This window comes from Sphingopyxis sp. NJF-3, assembly GCF_053514865.1.
This window is the reverse complement of record NZ_CM130726.1, coordinates 3641617-3656274: the sequence shown is the minus strand read 5'-3', so window position 1 is coordinate 3656274 and position 14658 is coordinate 3641617. Positions and strand designations below refer to the sequence as shown.

The window sequence follows — 14658 nt, the reverse complement described above, 5'->3', positions numbered from 1 at the left end:
TTCGATGCTCGCCTTCGCGCCCGCCGCTTTCGCGCAGGAGGATCCGGGCGCAAGCAGCGACGATTCGGGCGAGATCATCGTCACCGCCCGCCGCCGCGACGAGCGGCTGGTCGACGTGCCGGTCGCGATCACCGCCTATTCGGGCGACGCGCTCGACAAGGCGGGCGCGATCGACATCACCGACATCGGCGCGACGACCCCGAACACCACCCTCGAAGTCTCGCGCGGCGCCAACTCGACGCTCAGCGCCTTCATCCGCGGCGTCGGTCAGCAGGACCCGGTGTCGGGCTTCGAACAGGGCGTCGGCATCTATCTCGACGACGTCTATCTCAACCGCCCGCAGGCCGCGGTGCTCGACATCTACGACGTCGAGCGGATCGAGGTGCTGCGCGGGCCGCAGGGCACGCTCTATGGCCGCAACACGATCGGCGGCGCGGTCAAATATGTGACCAAGCCGCTGCCGCAGGACTTCTCGCTCAAGGTCAAGGCCACCTACGGCACCTACGACCAGGCCGACCTCGTCGTTACCGCGAGCGCTCCGCTGGGCGATATCGTCCGCATCGGCGCGTCGGGCGCGCGGCTGTCGCGCGGCGGCTTTGGCGACAACCTCACCACCGGTCTCGAAAACTACAACAAGGACGTCTGGGCGGCGCGCGGCACCGTCGAGCTCGGCGGCTATGGCGAGCCGGTGCTGATCCGCATCTCGGGCGACTATTCGAAGGACAAGAGCAATCCGCGCGGCGGTCACCGCCTGATCCCCAGCCTCGCCACCAACCAGCCGGTGCTCGACAATGTGTTCGACAGCCGCGGCGGGCTCAACGATCCGAAGCAGGAGATCGAGGCCTATGGCCTCGCGATGAACGTCACCGCCGAGCTCAGCGACACGCTGACGCTGCGCTCGATCAGCGCATGGCGCAAGGACAAGTCGGCGACTCCGATCGACTTCGACGCGCTGCCCGCGGTCGACGTCGACGTCCCCGGCTTCTATTTCAACGAGCAGATCAGCCAGGAATTCCAGCTGCTCTACGAAGGCGACCGGCTGAAGGGCCTGCTCGGCTTCTACTATCTCGACGCAAGCGCCGACACCTTGTTCGACGTGCGCATCTTCAACACCTTCGCGGGGCTCACCGCCTTTACCGAGGCCGATGTCGACACGACGACCTTCGCGCTGTTCGGCGACTTCACCTATGATTTCACCGACCAGCTCAGCCTGTCGCTCGGCGGCCGCTACACCTGGGACAAGCGCGAGGCGTCGATCCTGCGCCAGAATTACCTCGGCGGCGGGTCGCCGGTGTTCGGCGGTGCGGGGGTTCCCTTCGGCACGCCGGGCACCGATTTCGAGGGCAGCCGCAACTTCAACAAATTCACCCCGCGCGCCTCGCTGTCGTTCAAGCCGACCCCCGACCACACGCTCTACGCAAGCTATTCGCAGGGCTTCAAGGGCGGCGGCTTCGACCCGCGCGGCGTCGGCGTCAACGCGCCGACCGACAATGCCAACGGCATCCCGAGCGACGCGGAGGTCGCGGCCTTCCTGAGCTTCCTTCCCGAACAGGTCGACAGCTACGAGGTCGGCTACAAGGGCAGCCTGATGGACGGCGCGCTCAACGTCGCGCTCGCCGCCTTCTACGCCGACTATAGCGACGTCCAGATTCCGGGCTCGGTCGCCTGCACCGTCAGCGGCCTCCCCAGCTTCTGCGGCGTCGTGTCGAACGCCGGCAAGGCGACCTTCAAGGGGCTGGAGTTCGAAGGCCGCGCGCGGCTGGGCCAGGACCTCGCGGTGGCGGGCGACCGGCTGACGCTGTCGACCGCGCTCGGCTTCATCGACGCGCAGTACAAGGAATATATCACCAACATCCTCGATCCCGATACCGGAAAGAATGTGCCGACCGACGTCGCCGATTATCGCGAGGTGCAGAACACGCCGAAGTGGACCGTGAGCGGCACGCTCGCTTACTCGGCGCCGGTCGGCGAGGGCGATATCAATTTCGCGACGACGCTGTCGTACCGCAGCAAGACCTATCAGTTCGAGATTCCGAACCCCTATATCGACCAGAAGGGCTTCGCGCTGCTCGACGCCAGCCTCGTCTACACCGCGCCGGGCGACCGCTGGAGCATCGGGCTGTTCGGCAAGAATCTGACCAACAAGAAATACAAGACCTCGGGTTATACCTTCGTCGTCGCCGATCCAGAGACCGGCGTCATTCCGACGGGCGCCAACGGCCTGCCCTTCTCGGCGCTCGGCACCGAGGGGACGCTGACCGCCTTCTACGGCAATCCGCGTCAGGTCTTCGTCACGGGAACGGTGAAGTTCTGACGGCCAGAGCCTGAAACAAGGGGGAAAGGGGCGTCCGCTGCGGCGCCCCTTTTTTATCCGCCCAGCGGCGGCGCCCCCGCCGGCGCGACCATGCGCTCGCCGTCGATGACGATCGGGCTCGCGACCGCGTCGATCGCCGCGCCTTCGGGGCGAAAGCGCATCCCGCGCGCGATCACCTGCGGGTCGGCGAAGACGCCGGCGAGGTCGTTGATCGGCCCCGCGGGCACGCCCTCGGCCTCCAATGCAAGCGACAGCGGCTGCGCGTCCCACGCGGCGATCTTTGCCGCGAGCAGCGGGATCAGCGTCGCGCGGTTCGCAAGCCGCGCCGCATTGGTCGCGAAGCGCGGATCTTCACCCCATTCGGGCATGCCGAGGATCGCGCAGAGCTTGCGATACTGTCCATCATTGCCCGCCGCGATGACGAGCTGGCCGTCGGCGGTCGCAAAGACCTGATAGGGCACGACATTGACATGGCCGCTGCCCATCCGCTTCGGCACGACCCCGCTCGCCAGATAATTGGCGGCCTGGTTCGCGAGCACCGCGACCTGGCTGTCGAGCAGCGCCATGTCGATATGCGCGCCCGCCCCTGTGACGTCACGACGCCGCAGTGTCGCGAGAATCGCGACGGCCGAATACATGCCGGTGAAGATGTCGGCATAGGCGATGCCGGCCTTTTGCGGCGGGCCGTCGGGTTCGCCGGTCAGCGACATGAAGCCGCTCATCGCCTGGACGATATAATCATAGCCCGCGCGGTGCGCATAGGGGCCGGTCTGGCCGAAGCCGGTGACCGAGCAGACGATCAACCGCGGGAAATCGGCGCGCAGCCGCGCCGGGTCGAGCCCATATTTGGCGAGCCCGCCGACCTTGTAATTCTCGATGACGACATCGGCGTCCGCGAGCAGGTCGCGCAGCGCGGCTTGCCCCTTACCGGTCGCGATATCGATCGCGACGCTCCGCTTGCCGCGATTGCAGCTGTGATAATAGGCCGCGCCCAGCGCCTCGCCGTCCGCGCCCGCGACGAACGGCGGGCCCCATTGGCGCGTGTCGTCGCCCGCGCCCGGGCGCTCGACCTTCACGACCTCGGCGCCGAGGTCGGCGAGCAATTGCCCGCACCACGGCCCTGCGAGCACGCGCGCCAGTTCGACGACGCGCAAGCCGGCAAGCGGCTTGGGAAGCCTGTCCGCCACCGTCAGGAAAAGGCGCTGATGCCGGTGATCGCGCGGCCGAGGATCAGCGCGTGGACGTCGTGGGTGCCCTCATAGGTGTTCACCGTCTCGAGGTTCACCGCGTGGCGGATGACGTGATATTCGGCGGCGATGCCGTTGCCGCCGTGCATGTCGCGCGCGACGCGGGCGATATCGAGCGCCTTGCCGCAATTGTTGCGCTTCAAAAGGCTGATCCGGTCGGGGGCAAGCCGCCCCTCGTCGATCAGCCGCCCGACGCGCAGCGCCGCCTCGGTGCCGAGCGCGATCTCGGTGAGCATGTTCGCGAGCTTCAGCTGCACGATCTGGTTCGCCGCGAGCGGCCGCCCGAACTGCTTCCTCTCGAGCGTGTAGTTGCGCGCCGCCTCGTAGCAGAATTCGGCCGCCCCCATCGCGCCCCAGCCGATTCCGTAGCGCGCGCGGTTGAGGCAGCCGAAGGGGCCCTTCAGCCCCGACACGTTCGGCAGCAGCGCATCCTCGCCGACCTCGACCCCGTCCATCACGATTTCGCCGGTGATCGAGGCGCGGAGCGAGATCTTGCCCTCGATCTTCGGCGCCGACAGGCCCTTCATCCCCTTTTCGAGCACGAAGCCGCGGATCGCGCCGTCGTGGGCGTCGGATTTCGCCCAGACGACGAAGACGTCGGCGATCGGCGAATTGGTGATCCACATCTTCGCGCCCCGAAGGCGATAACCGCCCTCGATCTTCTCGGCGCGCGTCCGCATCCCCGCGGGATCGCTGCCCGCGTCGGGCTCGGTCAGGCCGAAACAACCGACCAGTTCGCCGCTGGCCAGGCCGGGCAGGAAGCGCCGCTTCTGCTCCTCGCTGCCATAGGCGTTGATCGGATGCATCACGAGGCTGCTCTGCACCGAACAGGCCGAGCGATAGCCCGAATCGACGCGCTCGACCTCGCGCGCGATCAGGCCGTAGCTGACGTAGTTCAGCCCCGCGCCGCCATATTCGGGGTCGATCGTCGCGCCGAGCAGCCCGAGCTGCCCCATCTCGCGCATGATCTCGCGGTCGAAGCGTTCGTCGAGAAAGGCCGAGGTGACGCGCGGCAGCAGTTCGCTTTGCGCATAGGCGCGCGCGGTATCGCGCACCATCCGCTCCTCATCGGACAGCTCGGCGTCGAGCGCCAGCGGATCGAACGGGTCGAGCGCCTCGATGCGCTGCGGATCGGCGAGGGCCATCGGATCGGCTTTCTTCAAAAGCGCGGCCCAGCGATCGGGCTGCTAGGGAGTGGTCGCGCCCTTGCGGGCGATCGCGGCAGCCGGGCTGTCGCGCGGCTCCAATATCGCCGCGGTCTCGATGAGGTCAAGCGCGCGCCGCGCCTCGTGATAGCGCCGCGCGTCGATCAGCCATTCGCCCGCCGCCTCGGCCCCCGGCAGCGCCTGGACCTCCTCGATCGCCTTGTCCACCTGGCCGCCCGCGAGATAGCGGCGCGCGCGCTCGATCCGTTCGGACGCGCGCGGCGACAGCGTGCCGGCGGGGCGCACGACGAACAGCTCGCTGAGCTCGCGCCGGAAACCGGTCCACAGGCTGCCGCCGCTCTCGCCATTGCGGCCGACGAGCTGCGGCGCGAGCGTGTCGAGTTCGCTGCGCAATTGTTCGAGGGTGATCGGGTCGCGCGAGGTGTCGATGATCGTCTTGACCGCATTGGGCTGATCGTCGCCGAAGCGCAGGCGCAGCTGCGCCTCGAGATAGCCGAGCGACAGGCCGCGATCGAGCGCGCGGCGCGCGGCGAAGGCGATCAGCAGCCCTTCGGCGCGCGTCGCATTGCCCGATGCCGACGCCGCCTCGAAGGTGATGCGCGACAACCGCGTTTCGAGGTCGGCGACCCGCGCCGACAGCGCGCTCGCGCCGTCGACCGGCGCCACGACCATCGCGGGTTCGGCGGCGCTGGGCGCGGGGGCGGCGCTGTCGCCCGGCGCCGCGAGCGTGCCGCCGGGTGTCGGTGTTTGCGCCACCTTCGTCACCGGCGCGGATCCGCTGCCCGGCAGCAGGCGCGTCATCGCCCATCCGCCACCGACGATTCCGATCACCAGCACGAGCAGGGCACCGATCACTAAGGTGCGGAACGAAAAGCCCTTTCCGCGAGCGCCCTCGTCGATGCGGACGCTTTTGTCGCTGTCGATTGCCATATTTCTCTTTCGAACGACCCCATTTTTCAGCCTTTGTGGCACAAAGCGCGCGCCAGTGCCAACATTGCCGCGTCATCGGGCCGTTCGGCGACCGCGACATCGCCCCATCCCGCCCCCGTCGCCGATGCCGCCTTCGCGCTGATCGCGACGAGCGCCAGATGCGCGCGGGCGTCCGGCACGAGCGCGGCGATCCGCTCCGCGGCGCGCCGGCTGTGGGCAAGCAGCACGGCCGGAGCGGCGACCAGCGCCGGCCAGTCGGCGGGTGGCGTCATGGCGTCGGCGGCATAGCAGGGGAGCGCGGTGATCGCCGCCCCGCGCGTGTCGAAGCGCGTCCGGTCGCGGCCGCAGAGCCACAAGATCCGGGTCACCCCGCGCGACGTCATGGCGTCGACCAGCGCCTGCCCGTCGGTCGCGCCGGCCTCGACGACGCGCAGACCCGCGGCGCTCGCGGCTTCGGCGGTCGCCGCGCCGACGGCGTGGACGGGAAGCGGAGCGAGTCGTGCAAGTCCGGCACCGCCGAGCCGCGCCGCCTGCGCGCTCGTCAGCAGCAGCGCGTCGAAATCCCCGGGGTCGGGCGCGGTCCAGGCGAGCGGATGCACGGCGAAGAGCGGCATGGGCCGGGCGTCGAGGCCCATCGCCCGCGCCCGCGCGACCGTCGCCGCGCCGCCGGGGTCGGGGCGCGTGACGATCAGCGGCAGCCCCGCGCTCATAGCGCGAACAGGCGCCGCACCGAGTCGGGTGCTTCGGCGAGCAGGCGGTGCGCGAGCCCCGCCGCGGCCTCGCCGTCGCCGACCAGCACATGCCCCGCGACATGATCGGCGCCGTCGGCCGAGAAAATCTCGCCGTCGAGACGCAGCGCGCCGCCTTCCACGAAGCGCGCGTGCGCGGCGACCGGCGAGCGGCAGTCGCCGCCGAGCGCGGCGAGGAAGGCGCGCTCGGCCATCACCGCGGCGTGTGTCGGCGCGTCGTCGACCGCGGCGACGAGCGCGCGCACCCGCGCATCGTCTGAGCGGCATTCGATCCCGATAGCCCCCTGCGACGCGGCGGGAAGCAGCAGCGCTGCGTCCTGCGCGACGCCGATGTCGTGCATCCCGAGCCGCTCGAGCCCCGCCGCTGCGAGCAGCGTCGCATCGGCATCGCCCGCCGCGAGCTTCGCGAGCCGCGTCGCGACATTGCCGCGCAGCAATACCGTTTCGAGGTCGGGGCGCAACCGCCGGACCTGCGCCGCGCGGCGCGGGCTGCTCGTCCCCAGCCGCGCGCCCTGCGGCAGTTCGGCGATCGCCGCCGCCGCGATCCCCTCGCGCACCACCAGCCGGTCGCGCGGGTCGGCGCGCGGCAGCATCGCCGCGAGCGCGAAGCGCATGTCGCGCAGCGTCTCGACATCTTTCAGGCTGTGCACCGCGACATCGATGACCCCCGCATCGAGCATCGCGTCGAGCTCGCGCGTCCACAGCGCCTTGCCGCCGACCTCGGCGAGCGCGCGGTCCTGGATCTTGTCGCCGGTCGCGGTGATCGGCACGATGACGAGAGCCGCGGGATCGAGCCCGTGCGCCGCGGCCAGCGCCGCGGCCGCCATGGTCGCCTGCGCCATCGCCAGCGGCGAGGCGCGCGTGCCGATGCGCAGCGGCACGGCGGGGGTGGGAAGATCGGTCATGCGCCGCTGCTAGGACTTCGCGACATCAAAGGGAAGATAGGGGATTCGCAGGTGGTGATGCCGTTTGAAAACAGGAGCGTGATTTTGCTTTCTTCGTCACCCCGGACTTGATCCGGGGTCCCGCTTTCTCCGTCGTTTAGCGGGACCCCGGATCAAGTCCGGGGTGACGAAACAGGGAGAAGGTGCGCCTTCGTGCCTCTGCGCCAATCCCCAAACACAACCCCCGCTTGCCCCCCTGCGCTCCGCGCGGGTAAGGGGGCCTATCATATGACCCTGATCCTCGGCCTTGAATCGAGCTGCGACGAAACCGCGGCGGCGCTTGTCGACAGCGAGCGGCGCGTCCTCGCGCACCGCGTCGCGGGGCAGGAGGCCGAGCACAGGCCCTATGGCGGCGTCGTTCCCGAGATCGCGGCGCGCGCGCATGTCGATCGCCTCGCGCCGCTGGTCGAGGGGGTGCTCGCCGACGCCGGGATGTCGCTCGCCGACGTCGACGCGATCGCCGCGACCGCCGGCCCCGGACTGATCGGCGGGGTGATGGTCGGGCTCGTCACCGGCAAAGCGCTCGCGCACGCGGCGGGCAAGCCGCTGATCGCGGTCAACCATCTCGAGGGGCACGCGCTTTCCCCGCGCCTCACCGACGCGGGGCTCGCCTTTCCCTATCTGCTGCTGCTCGTCTCGGGCGGCCATTGCCAGCTCCTCCTCGTCCGGGGCGTCGGCGATTACCGCCGCCTCGCGACGACGATCGACGACGCGGCGGGCGAGGCGTTCGACAAGACCGCCAAGCTGCTCGGGCTCGGCTATCCCGGCGGCCCGGCGGTCGAGCGCGTCGCGGCGGGCGGCGACCCGCGCGCGGTCCCCCTTCCCCGCCCGCTCGTCGGCAGCCGCGAGCCGCATTTCTCCTTCGCCGGATTGAAGAGCGCCGTCGCGCGCGCCGCGGCGTCGGGCGAACACAAGGTCGCCGACCTCGCCGCCTCCTTCCAGCAGGCGGTGGTCGACTGCCTTGTCGACCGCAGCCGCATCGCGCTCGCCGCCTGCCCCGAGGCGAGCGCCTTCGTCGTCGCCGGCGGCGTCGCCGCCAATGGCAGGGTCCGCGCCGCGCTGACCGAGCTCGCGGCGCGGTTCGACAAGGTCTTCGTCGCGCCGCCCTTGTGGCTGTGCACCGACAATGGGGCGATGATCGCGTGGGCGGGCGCCGAACGCTTCGCCGCGGGGCTCACCGACCCGCTGTCGGTCGCGGCGCGCCCGCGCTGGCCGCTCGACGAAGCAGCCGAGGCGGTGCGCGGAGCCGGAGTCAAGGCATGACGCGTGAAAGCATGACGTCACCCTTTTCGCGCTTCGGGGTCGTCGGCGGCGGCGCCTGGGGTACCGCGCTCGCGCAGCTCCTCGCCGCGGACGGCGCCCCGGTGCGGCTCTGGGCGCGCGAGGAGGAGGTCGTCGCGGCCATCAACACCGACCGGCGCAACCCGATCTTCCTTCCCGACGCGCCGCTCTCGCCCTCGCTGACTGCGACCGCCGACCTCGCCGACCTCGCGGGGCTCGACGCGCTGCTCGTCGTCGTTCCCGTCCCCTATCTGCGCGCCGTCCTCGCCGCGCTGCCGCCGGACGACGCACCGCTGATCTTCTGCAGCAAGGGGATGGAGGCGGAAAGCTTCGCCTTTCCGGTCGACATGGCGCGCGAAACCTTCCCCGCCCGCCCCCGCGCGGTGCTGTCGGGCCCGACCTTCGCGCACGAAGTCGCGGCGGGCCTGCCGACCGCGATCACCCTCGCCGCCGACGATCCCGAGTTGGCCGAAGCGCTCGCCCGCGCGCTCGCGCGCCCGCATTTCCGCCCCTATGCCTCGACCGACGTGATCGGCGCCGAGATCGGCGGCGCGGTCAAGAATATCCTGGCGATCGCCTGCGGCATCGTCGACGGCGCCGGATTGGGGCTCAACGCGCGCGCCGCGCTGATCAGCCGCGGTTTCGCCGAGATGACGCGCTTCGGCCTCGCGCGCGGCGCGCAGGCCGAAACGCTCGCGGGGCTCGCCGGGCTCGGCGACCTCGTGCTCACCTGCACCTCGTCCAATTCGCGCAACTTCGCGCTCGGCCAGGGGCTCGGGCGCGGGATGTCCGCCGCCGAACTGATGGCAGACCGCCGCACCGTCGCCGAGGGGGCGTTCAGCGCCCCGGTGGTCGCCGCGGCGGCGCGCGCCGAGAGGATCGACATGCCGATCACCGACGCCGTCGCGCGGCTGGTCGCGGGGGAGGCCAGCGTCGGCGACGCCGTTCAGGCGCTGCTCAGCCGCCCGCTGCGACGCGAAGGCGCGTGAGACAAAACCGCTCCGTGACGATACGCCCGCGATTGCCTGCGCCGCGCGCGCGCGCTAGGCTGTGCGGCGGGGAAAAGCAGAAGGGGCGCCAGGCTTGAGCCAGACGGACAACGCAGCCGCGCACCCCGCTCCCGATCAATCGATGCCCGATGCCGATGCGGCCGCGCTCGCCAAGGGCGGGCGCACCAATTTTTTCGGCTTCCTCCTGCGCCTCATCGCGCGGCTGCCCTTTCTCTACGTCGCCGGCCGCTGGTACGGCGCCGACCTGGTCGGCCGCTTCGCCTTCGCGGTGCTCGTCATCGAACTGGTCGCGCAGGTTGCGACGCTCGGCCTCAAGCGCGGCCTTGCCGAGCAATTGAGCGCGCCGGGCGCCGACCCGCGCATCGTTGTGTGGGACGGCATGTTCGTCGCCTTCCTCGCCTCGGCGCTCGGCTCGGCGATCCTCTTCGCCGTGCCGCAACTCATGTATCCGGCGGGCGACATCAGCGGCACTGATCACTGGATGGCGCTCCTCGTCTTCGCGATCGCCGGGACCGAGATCGCGCTCGCTGCCTGCGCCTATCGCTTCGACATCGGCGCGACGGTGCGCGCGCGCGCGATCGTCGAACCGTGGGCGATCAGCATCGCGGCGGCGGGCTTCTGGTTCGTGTCGGTCCGCGACGGGCTGATGCTCTCCTACGCCGCGGCGATGGTCGCGGCCTTCCTGACCGCGCTGTGGCCGATGATCCGCCACTATGGCGGCCCGGGCGTCTGGCGCCCGCACCCCGCGCATCTGATCGGGCTCGCGCGCCGCAACGCCCCGCTCGCCGCCGCCGACGCGATCGAATGGGGGACGCGCCGGCTCGACCTCTTCATCCTCGGCCAGTTCACCTCGCCGACGATCTACGGCATCTATTACATGGCGCAGCAGGTCGCCTCGCTGCCGCAGAAGCTCAAGACCAGCTTCGAGCCGATTCTCGGCCCCGTCATCACCCGCAGCCTCGCCGAAAAGCGCTTCGCCGCGGTCGCGGCGCAGGTCAGCCAGGTCGGTTTCTGGATCATCGCGGCGCAGGCCGGGGTCGCGCTCGCGCTCGGCATTCCGGGCGAGGCGGTGATGGGGCTCGTCGGCCCCGAATTCGTCGGCGGCACCGGCGCGCTCGCCTTCCTGCTCGCCGCCGAGGTCGTCGCCGCGACCGCGGTGGTCAGCGAGGCAGCGCTCGTCTATGTCGCGCGCCACCGCAACCTGCTGATCAGCCTCGCGACGCTCGCGCTGCAGGCGGCGCTCAGCGTGGGGCTGATCCTCGTCGCGCAGTCGATGGAGCTGCCGCCGATCTATTACGCCGGCGCGGTCGCGCTCGCGCTGATGCTCGCGCTCGGCTTCGCTTCGGTGGCGAAGGCGTGGCTGCTCGCGCGCATCCTGAAAGCCCCGGTGAACAGCCTGCGCTGGGCGCTCGTCTGGGCGACCGCGGGCGCGGCGGTGCTCGGCTGGGCGATGACGCATCGCTGGGGCAGCTTTCAGGTGCCCGAATGGGCCGAACTGCTGATCGGTGTGCCGTTGATCCTCGGCGTCTACGCCTGGCTGATCTGGACGCGCGGTTTCGGCCCCGCCGATCGCGCGCTGTTCCGCAAGCACTCCGAAGCGGCGGAAACCCCCGCCGCCTAACTCAGCCCAGCCGCGCCGCGACCTCGGCCTTGAGGTCGGTCTGCGCGCGCGGGCCGACCTGCGCGATGATCTCGCGCGCGCAGACCGCGCCCATCGTCAGGCAGTCGGCGATCGTGCGGCCTTCGGCCTGCCCCGCAAGGAAGCCCGCGGCGAAGAGGTCGCCGGCGCCGGTTGTGTCGACAACCGCATCGATCGGCTCGGCGCCGACTTCGGTGCGCGTCCCGCCCATGATGGCGATCGCCCCTTTTTCGCTGCGCGTCACGACGAGCAAGGGCACGTCGGCGGCGACCTTGGCGACCGCGGCCTCGAAATCCGCCTCGCCGGCGAGCGCCTTGATCTCGACCTCGTTCGCGAAGAGGATGTCGAACAGTCCTTCGACGATCAGCGCACGGAAATCCTCGCCGTGGCGGTCGATGATGAAGGCGTCGGACAGGGTGAAGGCGACCTTGCGCCCGGCATCGCGCGCGACGTCGATCGCGCGGCGCATCGCGGCGCGCGACAGCGGCGGATCCCACAGATAGCCTTCGAGATAGAGGATGTCCGAATCGGCGATCACCGCCTCGTCGATCATCGCCTGTTCGAGCAGGTGGCTCGCGCCCAGAAAGGTGTTCATCGTCCGCTGCCCGTCGGGGGTGACGAGGATCAGGCAGCGCGCGGTCGGCGCTCCGCCACCGAGCGGCGGCGTGTCATAGGCGACGCCAAGCGCACGCAGGTCGTGGGTGAAGACGTGGCCGAGCTGGTCGTCGGCGACCTGCCCGATGAAGGCGCAGCGGCGGCCGAGCGCCGCCATCCCCGCAAGCGTGTTCGCCGCCGAGCCACCCGACATCTCGACCGCGGGCCCCATCGCGGCATAGAGGCGCGTCGCCTCCGCCGCGTCGATCAGCCGCATCGAGCCTTTGGTGAGGCCCTCGGCCTCGATCAGCGCATCCTCGGCGCGGGCGATGACGTCGACGATCGCATTGCCGATGGCGACAACGTCGAAACGGGCGGTGGAGGCCATGAAAATTCCTGTGCTGTTGGGAAAGCTGCCGCGCGCCTTAATCGGCGGCGCGCGCCAAGGCAAGCGCGGCGCTTGACGCGCGCCGCGCCGCCCCGCATCCCGGCGCCATGGCCCGCGCCGTCCACGCCCTGCTGCTCGCGCTCCGCGACCTGCCCAGCCCGCGGGTGCTGCGCATCCTCGCCGCGAGCCTCGCGCTGACGCTGCTGATCTTCCTCGCTGCCGGCGCGGCGCTCTTCTTCGGCGCGCGCTGGGCGCTCGCGCATGGACGATGGCTCGCCGGCGCGAACCTCGACATGGCAGGGATCGTCATCATTCTTGCACTAATCGCCATAAGCTGGCTGCTGTTTCGCGCCGTCGCGATCGCCGTCGTCGGCCTGTTCGCCGACGGCATCGTCGCCGATATCGAGACGCGACACTATCCCGCCGCGGCGCTGCGCGCGGTCGATGTCGGCTGGCGGCACAACATCCGCCTCGCGCTCGCCTCGCTGGCGCGGTTGATCATCGGCAACCTCGTCGCGCTGCCCTTCTACATCCCGCTCCTCGTCACCGGCGTCGGCACGCTGCTGCTCGCGCTCGCGGTCAACGCGCTGCTGCTCGGCCGCGACCTCGAGGCGATGGTCCTCGCGCGCCACCCCGACCGCCCGCGCTTCGACCGGGCCTCGCGCTGGTCGCTCGGGCTGCTGTCCGCCGCAGCTTTCCTGATTCCCGTCGCCAATTTCTTGGCCCCCATCATCGGCGCCGCTATGGCCGTGCACATGCTTCACCTGGGGAAGAGGGACGACAGATGATCCGGAACCACCATCTGGGACCCATCGCGGGCCTCGCGCTGCTGCTCGCCGGCTGCGCCGGTCCCGCGATCCCGCGCGCGACGCCGCCGCGATCCGCTGCCGCCCGGCCGGTCCCGCCGCGTCCGGCGCCGACCCCGATCGCCCCGCCGCGCGTCGTCCAGCACAACAGCCTGATCGGCCACGACGCCGACGCCGCGATCGGCCTGTTCGGCAAGCCGCGGCTCGACGTGACCGAAGGCACGGGGCGCAAATTGCAGTTCGCGGGCGACGCCTGCATCCTCGACGTCTATTATTACGCCCCCAAACAGGGCGCGAAACCGCTCGCCACCCACGTCGACGCCCGCGCGCCCGACGGCCGCGACGCCGGCATCGACGGCTGCATCGCCGCGCTGCAGCGCTGATCGCAGCCGCTCATGCGGCTGTGCGGTACCGGCCCGCTCCCCCGCCCAGCCTCCCACAGGATATGATATCGGGAGGCTGGGCGGGGGAGCGGGCCGGTACCGCCTCCACCCAAAAAACGACGTCATTCCGCCAGTTCGGCGAGCGCCCAGGCGGCCGCGTCGGCGACCATCGGCGATTCATCCTCCGTCAGCGCTGCGAGCCGCGCCCGGAAGCCCGGATCACCGCTGTTGCCCGCCGCGATCGCGGCGTTGCGCACCATGCGATTGCGTCCGATGCGCTTGATCGGCGACCCCGCGAAGACCTGCCGGAACCCCGCATCGTCGAGGTCGAGCAGATCGGCGAGCGCCGGCGCGGCGAGCTCGGCGCGCGGCAGGAAGGCGCGGTGCGCGTGCGCGGTTTCGGCGAACTTGTTCCACGGGCAGACCGCGAGGCAATCGTCGCAGCCATAGACATGGTTGCCGATGGCGCGCCGCAGCTCGACCGGGATCGGCCCGTCATGCTCGATCGTGAGGTAGGAGATGCAGCGCCGCGCATCGAGCCGGTAGGGCGCGGGAAAGGCCTGCGTCGGGCACGCGTCCTGGCACGCCCGGCAACTGCCGCAGCGGTCGCGCCCCGGCCGCGCCGGCGCAAGGTCGAGCGTCGTGTAGATCGCCCCCAGAAACAGCCAGCTGCCATGCTCGCGGCTGACCATGTTCGTATGCTTGCCCTGCCAGCCGAGCCCCGCCGCCGCCGCGAGCGGCTTTTCCATCACCGGGGCGGTGTCGACGAACACTTTCACGTCAGCGCCGGGCGCCTCGGCGACCAGCCAGCGCGCGACCGCCTTCAGCGCCTTTTTCACCGTGTCGTGATAGTCGCTTCCCTGCGCATAAACCGAGATGCGCCCGCGGTCGGGTTCGCCGGCGAGCGCGAGCGGATCGGCGGCGGGCGCATAGCTCATGCCCAGCGCGATCACCGACCGCACCTCGGGCCACAGCCCCTGCGGCGACCCGCGCTCGGCGGCGCGGCTTTCCATCCATATCATGCCGCCGTGGCACCCTTCGGCGAGCCAGGCGTTCAGCCGCGCCGCGGTCTCGGGCGCCGCGTCGGCGCGCGCGATGCCGAAGGCGGCGAAACCGTACGCGCGCGCGACGGCTTCGAGCCGCTGTTCGAGAGGGGGCAAGGCTTCGGCAACCATTGGCGCCCTATACGCCAACCCCATTGCCGTGC

General features: G+C 70.7%; 13 protein-coding genes. 6 read left to right on the top strand and 7 right to left on the bottom strand.

What is annotated here, in order from left to right; genetic code table 11:
* Positions 1–4 precede the first annotated feature (4 nt).
* Positions 5–2314 carry a TonB-dependent receptor gene (locus ACOTSS_RS17590; protein WP_448691369.1) on the top strand — a complete coding sequence of 770 codons (2310 nt, stop codon included), beginning with the start codon at positions 5–7 and terminating at the stop codon, positions 2312–2314.
* A 53-nt stretch (positions 2315–2367) separates the two neighbouring features.
* Here ACOTSS_RS17590 and ACOTSS_RS17585 read toward each other — a convergent pair whose 3' ends face one another.
* From ACOTSS_RS17585 to hemC, 5 genes are read right to left on the bottom strand one after another with little or no spacing between them, the layout of a single operon-like run.
* Positions 2368–3501, bottom strand: coding sequence for a CaiB/BaiF CoA transferase family protein (locus ACOTSS_RS17585; RefSeq protein ID WP_448689272.1), 1134 nt, complete (start codon positions 3499–3501; stop codon positions 2368–2370).
* 2 nt (positions 3502–3503) lie between these two features.
* Complete coding sequence (locus tag ACOTSS_RS17580; RefSeq protein WP_448689271.1) at positions 3504–4706, bottom strand: acyl-CoA dehydrogenase; 1203 nt, start codon at positions 4704–4706, stop codon at positions 3504–3506.
* Positions 4707–4748: 42 nt separating this feature from the next.
* A complete protein-coding gene (locus ACOTSS_RS17575; RefSeq protein ID WP_448689270.1) occupies positions 4749–5657 on the bottom strand; it encodes a mitofilin family membrane protein in 909 nt (302 codons plus the stop codon).
* 26 nt (positions 5658–5683) lie between these two features.
* Positions 5684–6367, bottom strand: a complete 684-nt coding sequence (locus ACOTSS_RS17570; RefSeq protein WP_448689269.1) for a uroporphyrinogen-III synthase — start codon at positions 6365–6367, stop codon at positions 5684–5686.
* Positions 6364–7311 carry a hydroxymethylbilane synthase gene (hemC, locus tag ACOTSS_RS17565; protein WP_448689268.1) on the bottom strand — a complete coding sequence of 316 codons (948 nt, stop codon included), beginning with the start codon at positions 7309–7311 and terminating at the stop codon, positions 6364–6366. Before hemC ends, ACOTSS_RS17570 begins: the two co-directional genes overlap by 4 nt.
* 267 nt (positions 7312–7578) lie before the next feature.
* Between hemC and tsaD the strand changes: the two genes are divergently transcribed.
* From tsaD to ACOTSS_RS17550, 3 genes are all read left to right on the top strand, one after another.
* Positions 7579–8613: a tRNA (adenosine(37)-N6)-threonylcarbamoyltransferase complex transferase subunit TsaD gene (tsaD, locus tag ACOTSS_RS17560; protein ID WP_448689267.1), complete on the top strand. Its 1035-nt coding sequence runs from the start codon at positions 7579–7581 to the stop codon at positions 8611–8613.
* Positions 8610–9620 (top strand): NAD(P)H-dependent glycerol-3-phosphate dehydrogenase, encoded by a 1011-nt coding sequence (locus ACOTSS_RS17555; protein ID WP_448689266.1) that lies wholly within the window; start codon positions 8610–8612, stop codon positions 9618–9620. Before tsaD ends, ACOTSS_RS17555 begins: the two co-directional genes overlap by 4 nt.
* Positions 9621–9714: 94 nt before the next feature.
* Positions 9715–11262, top strand: a complete 1548-nt coding sequence (locus ACOTSS_RS17550) for a lipopolysaccharide biosynthesis protein (RefSeq protein ID WP_448689265.1) — start codon at positions 9715–9717, stop codon at positions 11260–11262.
* Between the two features lies 1 nt (position 11263).
* Here the strand turns inward: ACOTSS_RS17550 and ACOTSS_RS17545 are convergent, their stop codons facing one another.
* On the bottom strand, positions 11264–12262 hold the full coding sequence (locus tag ACOTSS_RS17545) for an adenosine kinase (RefSeq protein WP_448689264.1): 999 nt from the start codon (positions 12260–12262) through the stop codon (positions 11264–11266).
* A 107-nt stretch (positions 12263–12369) separates the two neighbouring features.
* On the opposite strand from ACOTSS_RS17545, the gene ACOTSS_RS17540 reads away from it, so the two are divergent.
* Positions 12370–13050: an EI24 domain-containing protein gene (locus ACOTSS_RS17540; protein ID WP_448689263.1), complete on the top strand. Its 681-nt coding sequence runs from the start codon at positions 12370–12372 to the stop codon at positions 13048–13050.
* Complete coding sequence (locus ACOTSS_RS17535; protein ID WP_448689262.1) at positions 13047–13451, top strand: hypothetical protein; 405 nt, start codon at positions 13047–13049, stop codon at positions 13449–13451. Before ACOTSS_RS17540 ends, ACOTSS_RS17535 begins: the two co-directional genes overlap by 4 nt.
* Before the next feature lie 122 nt (positions 13452–13573).
* On the opposite strand, the gene queG is transcribed toward ACOTSS_RS17535, so the two are convergent.
* Entirely contained in the window at positions 13574–14626 is a 1053-nt protein-coding gene (queG, locus tag ACOTSS_RS17530; protein ID WP_448689261.1) for a tRNA epoxyqueuosine(34) reductase QueG, read from the bottom strand.
* Between the last annotated feature and the right edge of the window lie 32 nt (positions 14627–14658).

Excerpts from the sequence above, each read along its gene's own strand:
- ACOTSS_RS17555 (WP_448689266.1), top strand. The coding sequence starts at position 8,610 with ATGACGCGTGAAAGCATGACGTCACCCTTTTCGCGCTTCGGGGTCGTC.
- ACOTSS_RS17580 (WP_448689271.1), bottom strand. The coding sequence starts at position 4,706 with ATGGCCCTCGCCGATCCGCAGCGCATCGAGGCGCTCGACCCGTTCGAT.
- queG (WP_448689261.1), bottom strand. The coding sequence starts at position 14,626 with ATGGTTGCCGAAGCCTTGCCCCCTCTCGAACAGCGGCTCGAAGCCGTC.
- ACOTSS_RS17590 (WP_448691369.1), top strand. The coding sequence starts at position 5 with ATGCTCGCCTTCGCGCCCGCCGCTTTCGCGCAGGAGGATCCGGGCGCA.
- ACOTSS_RS17575 (WP_448689270.1), bottom strand. The coding sequence starts at position 5,657 with ATGGCAATCGACAGCGACAAAAGCGTCCGCATCGACGAGGGCGCTCGC.
- ACOTSS_RS17540 (WP_448689263.1), top strand. The coding sequence starts at position 12,370 with ATGGCCCGCGCCGTCCACGCCCTGCTGCTCGCGCTCCGCGACCTGCCC.
- ACOTSS_RS17535 (WP_448689262.1), top strand. The coding sequence starts at position 13,047 with ATGATCCGGAACCACCATCTGGGACCCATCGCGGGCCTCGCGCTGCTG.
- ACOTSS_RS17545 (WP_448689264.1), bottom strand. The coding sequence starts at position 12,262 with ATGGCCTCCACCGCCCGTTTCGACGTTGTCGCCATCGGCAATGCGATC.
- ACOTSS_RS17570 (WP_448689269.1), bottom strand. The coding sequence starts at position 6,367 with ATGAGCGCGGGGCTGCCGCTGATCGTCACGCGCCCCGACCCCGGCGGC.
- hemC (WP_448689268.1), bottom strand. The coding sequence starts at position 7,311 with ATGACCGATCTTCCCACCCCCGCCGTGCCGCTGCGCATCGGCACGCGC.
- tsaD (WP_448689267.1), top strand. The coding sequence starts at position 7,579 with ATGACCCTGATCCTCGGCCTTGAATCGAGCTGCGACGAAACCGCGGCG.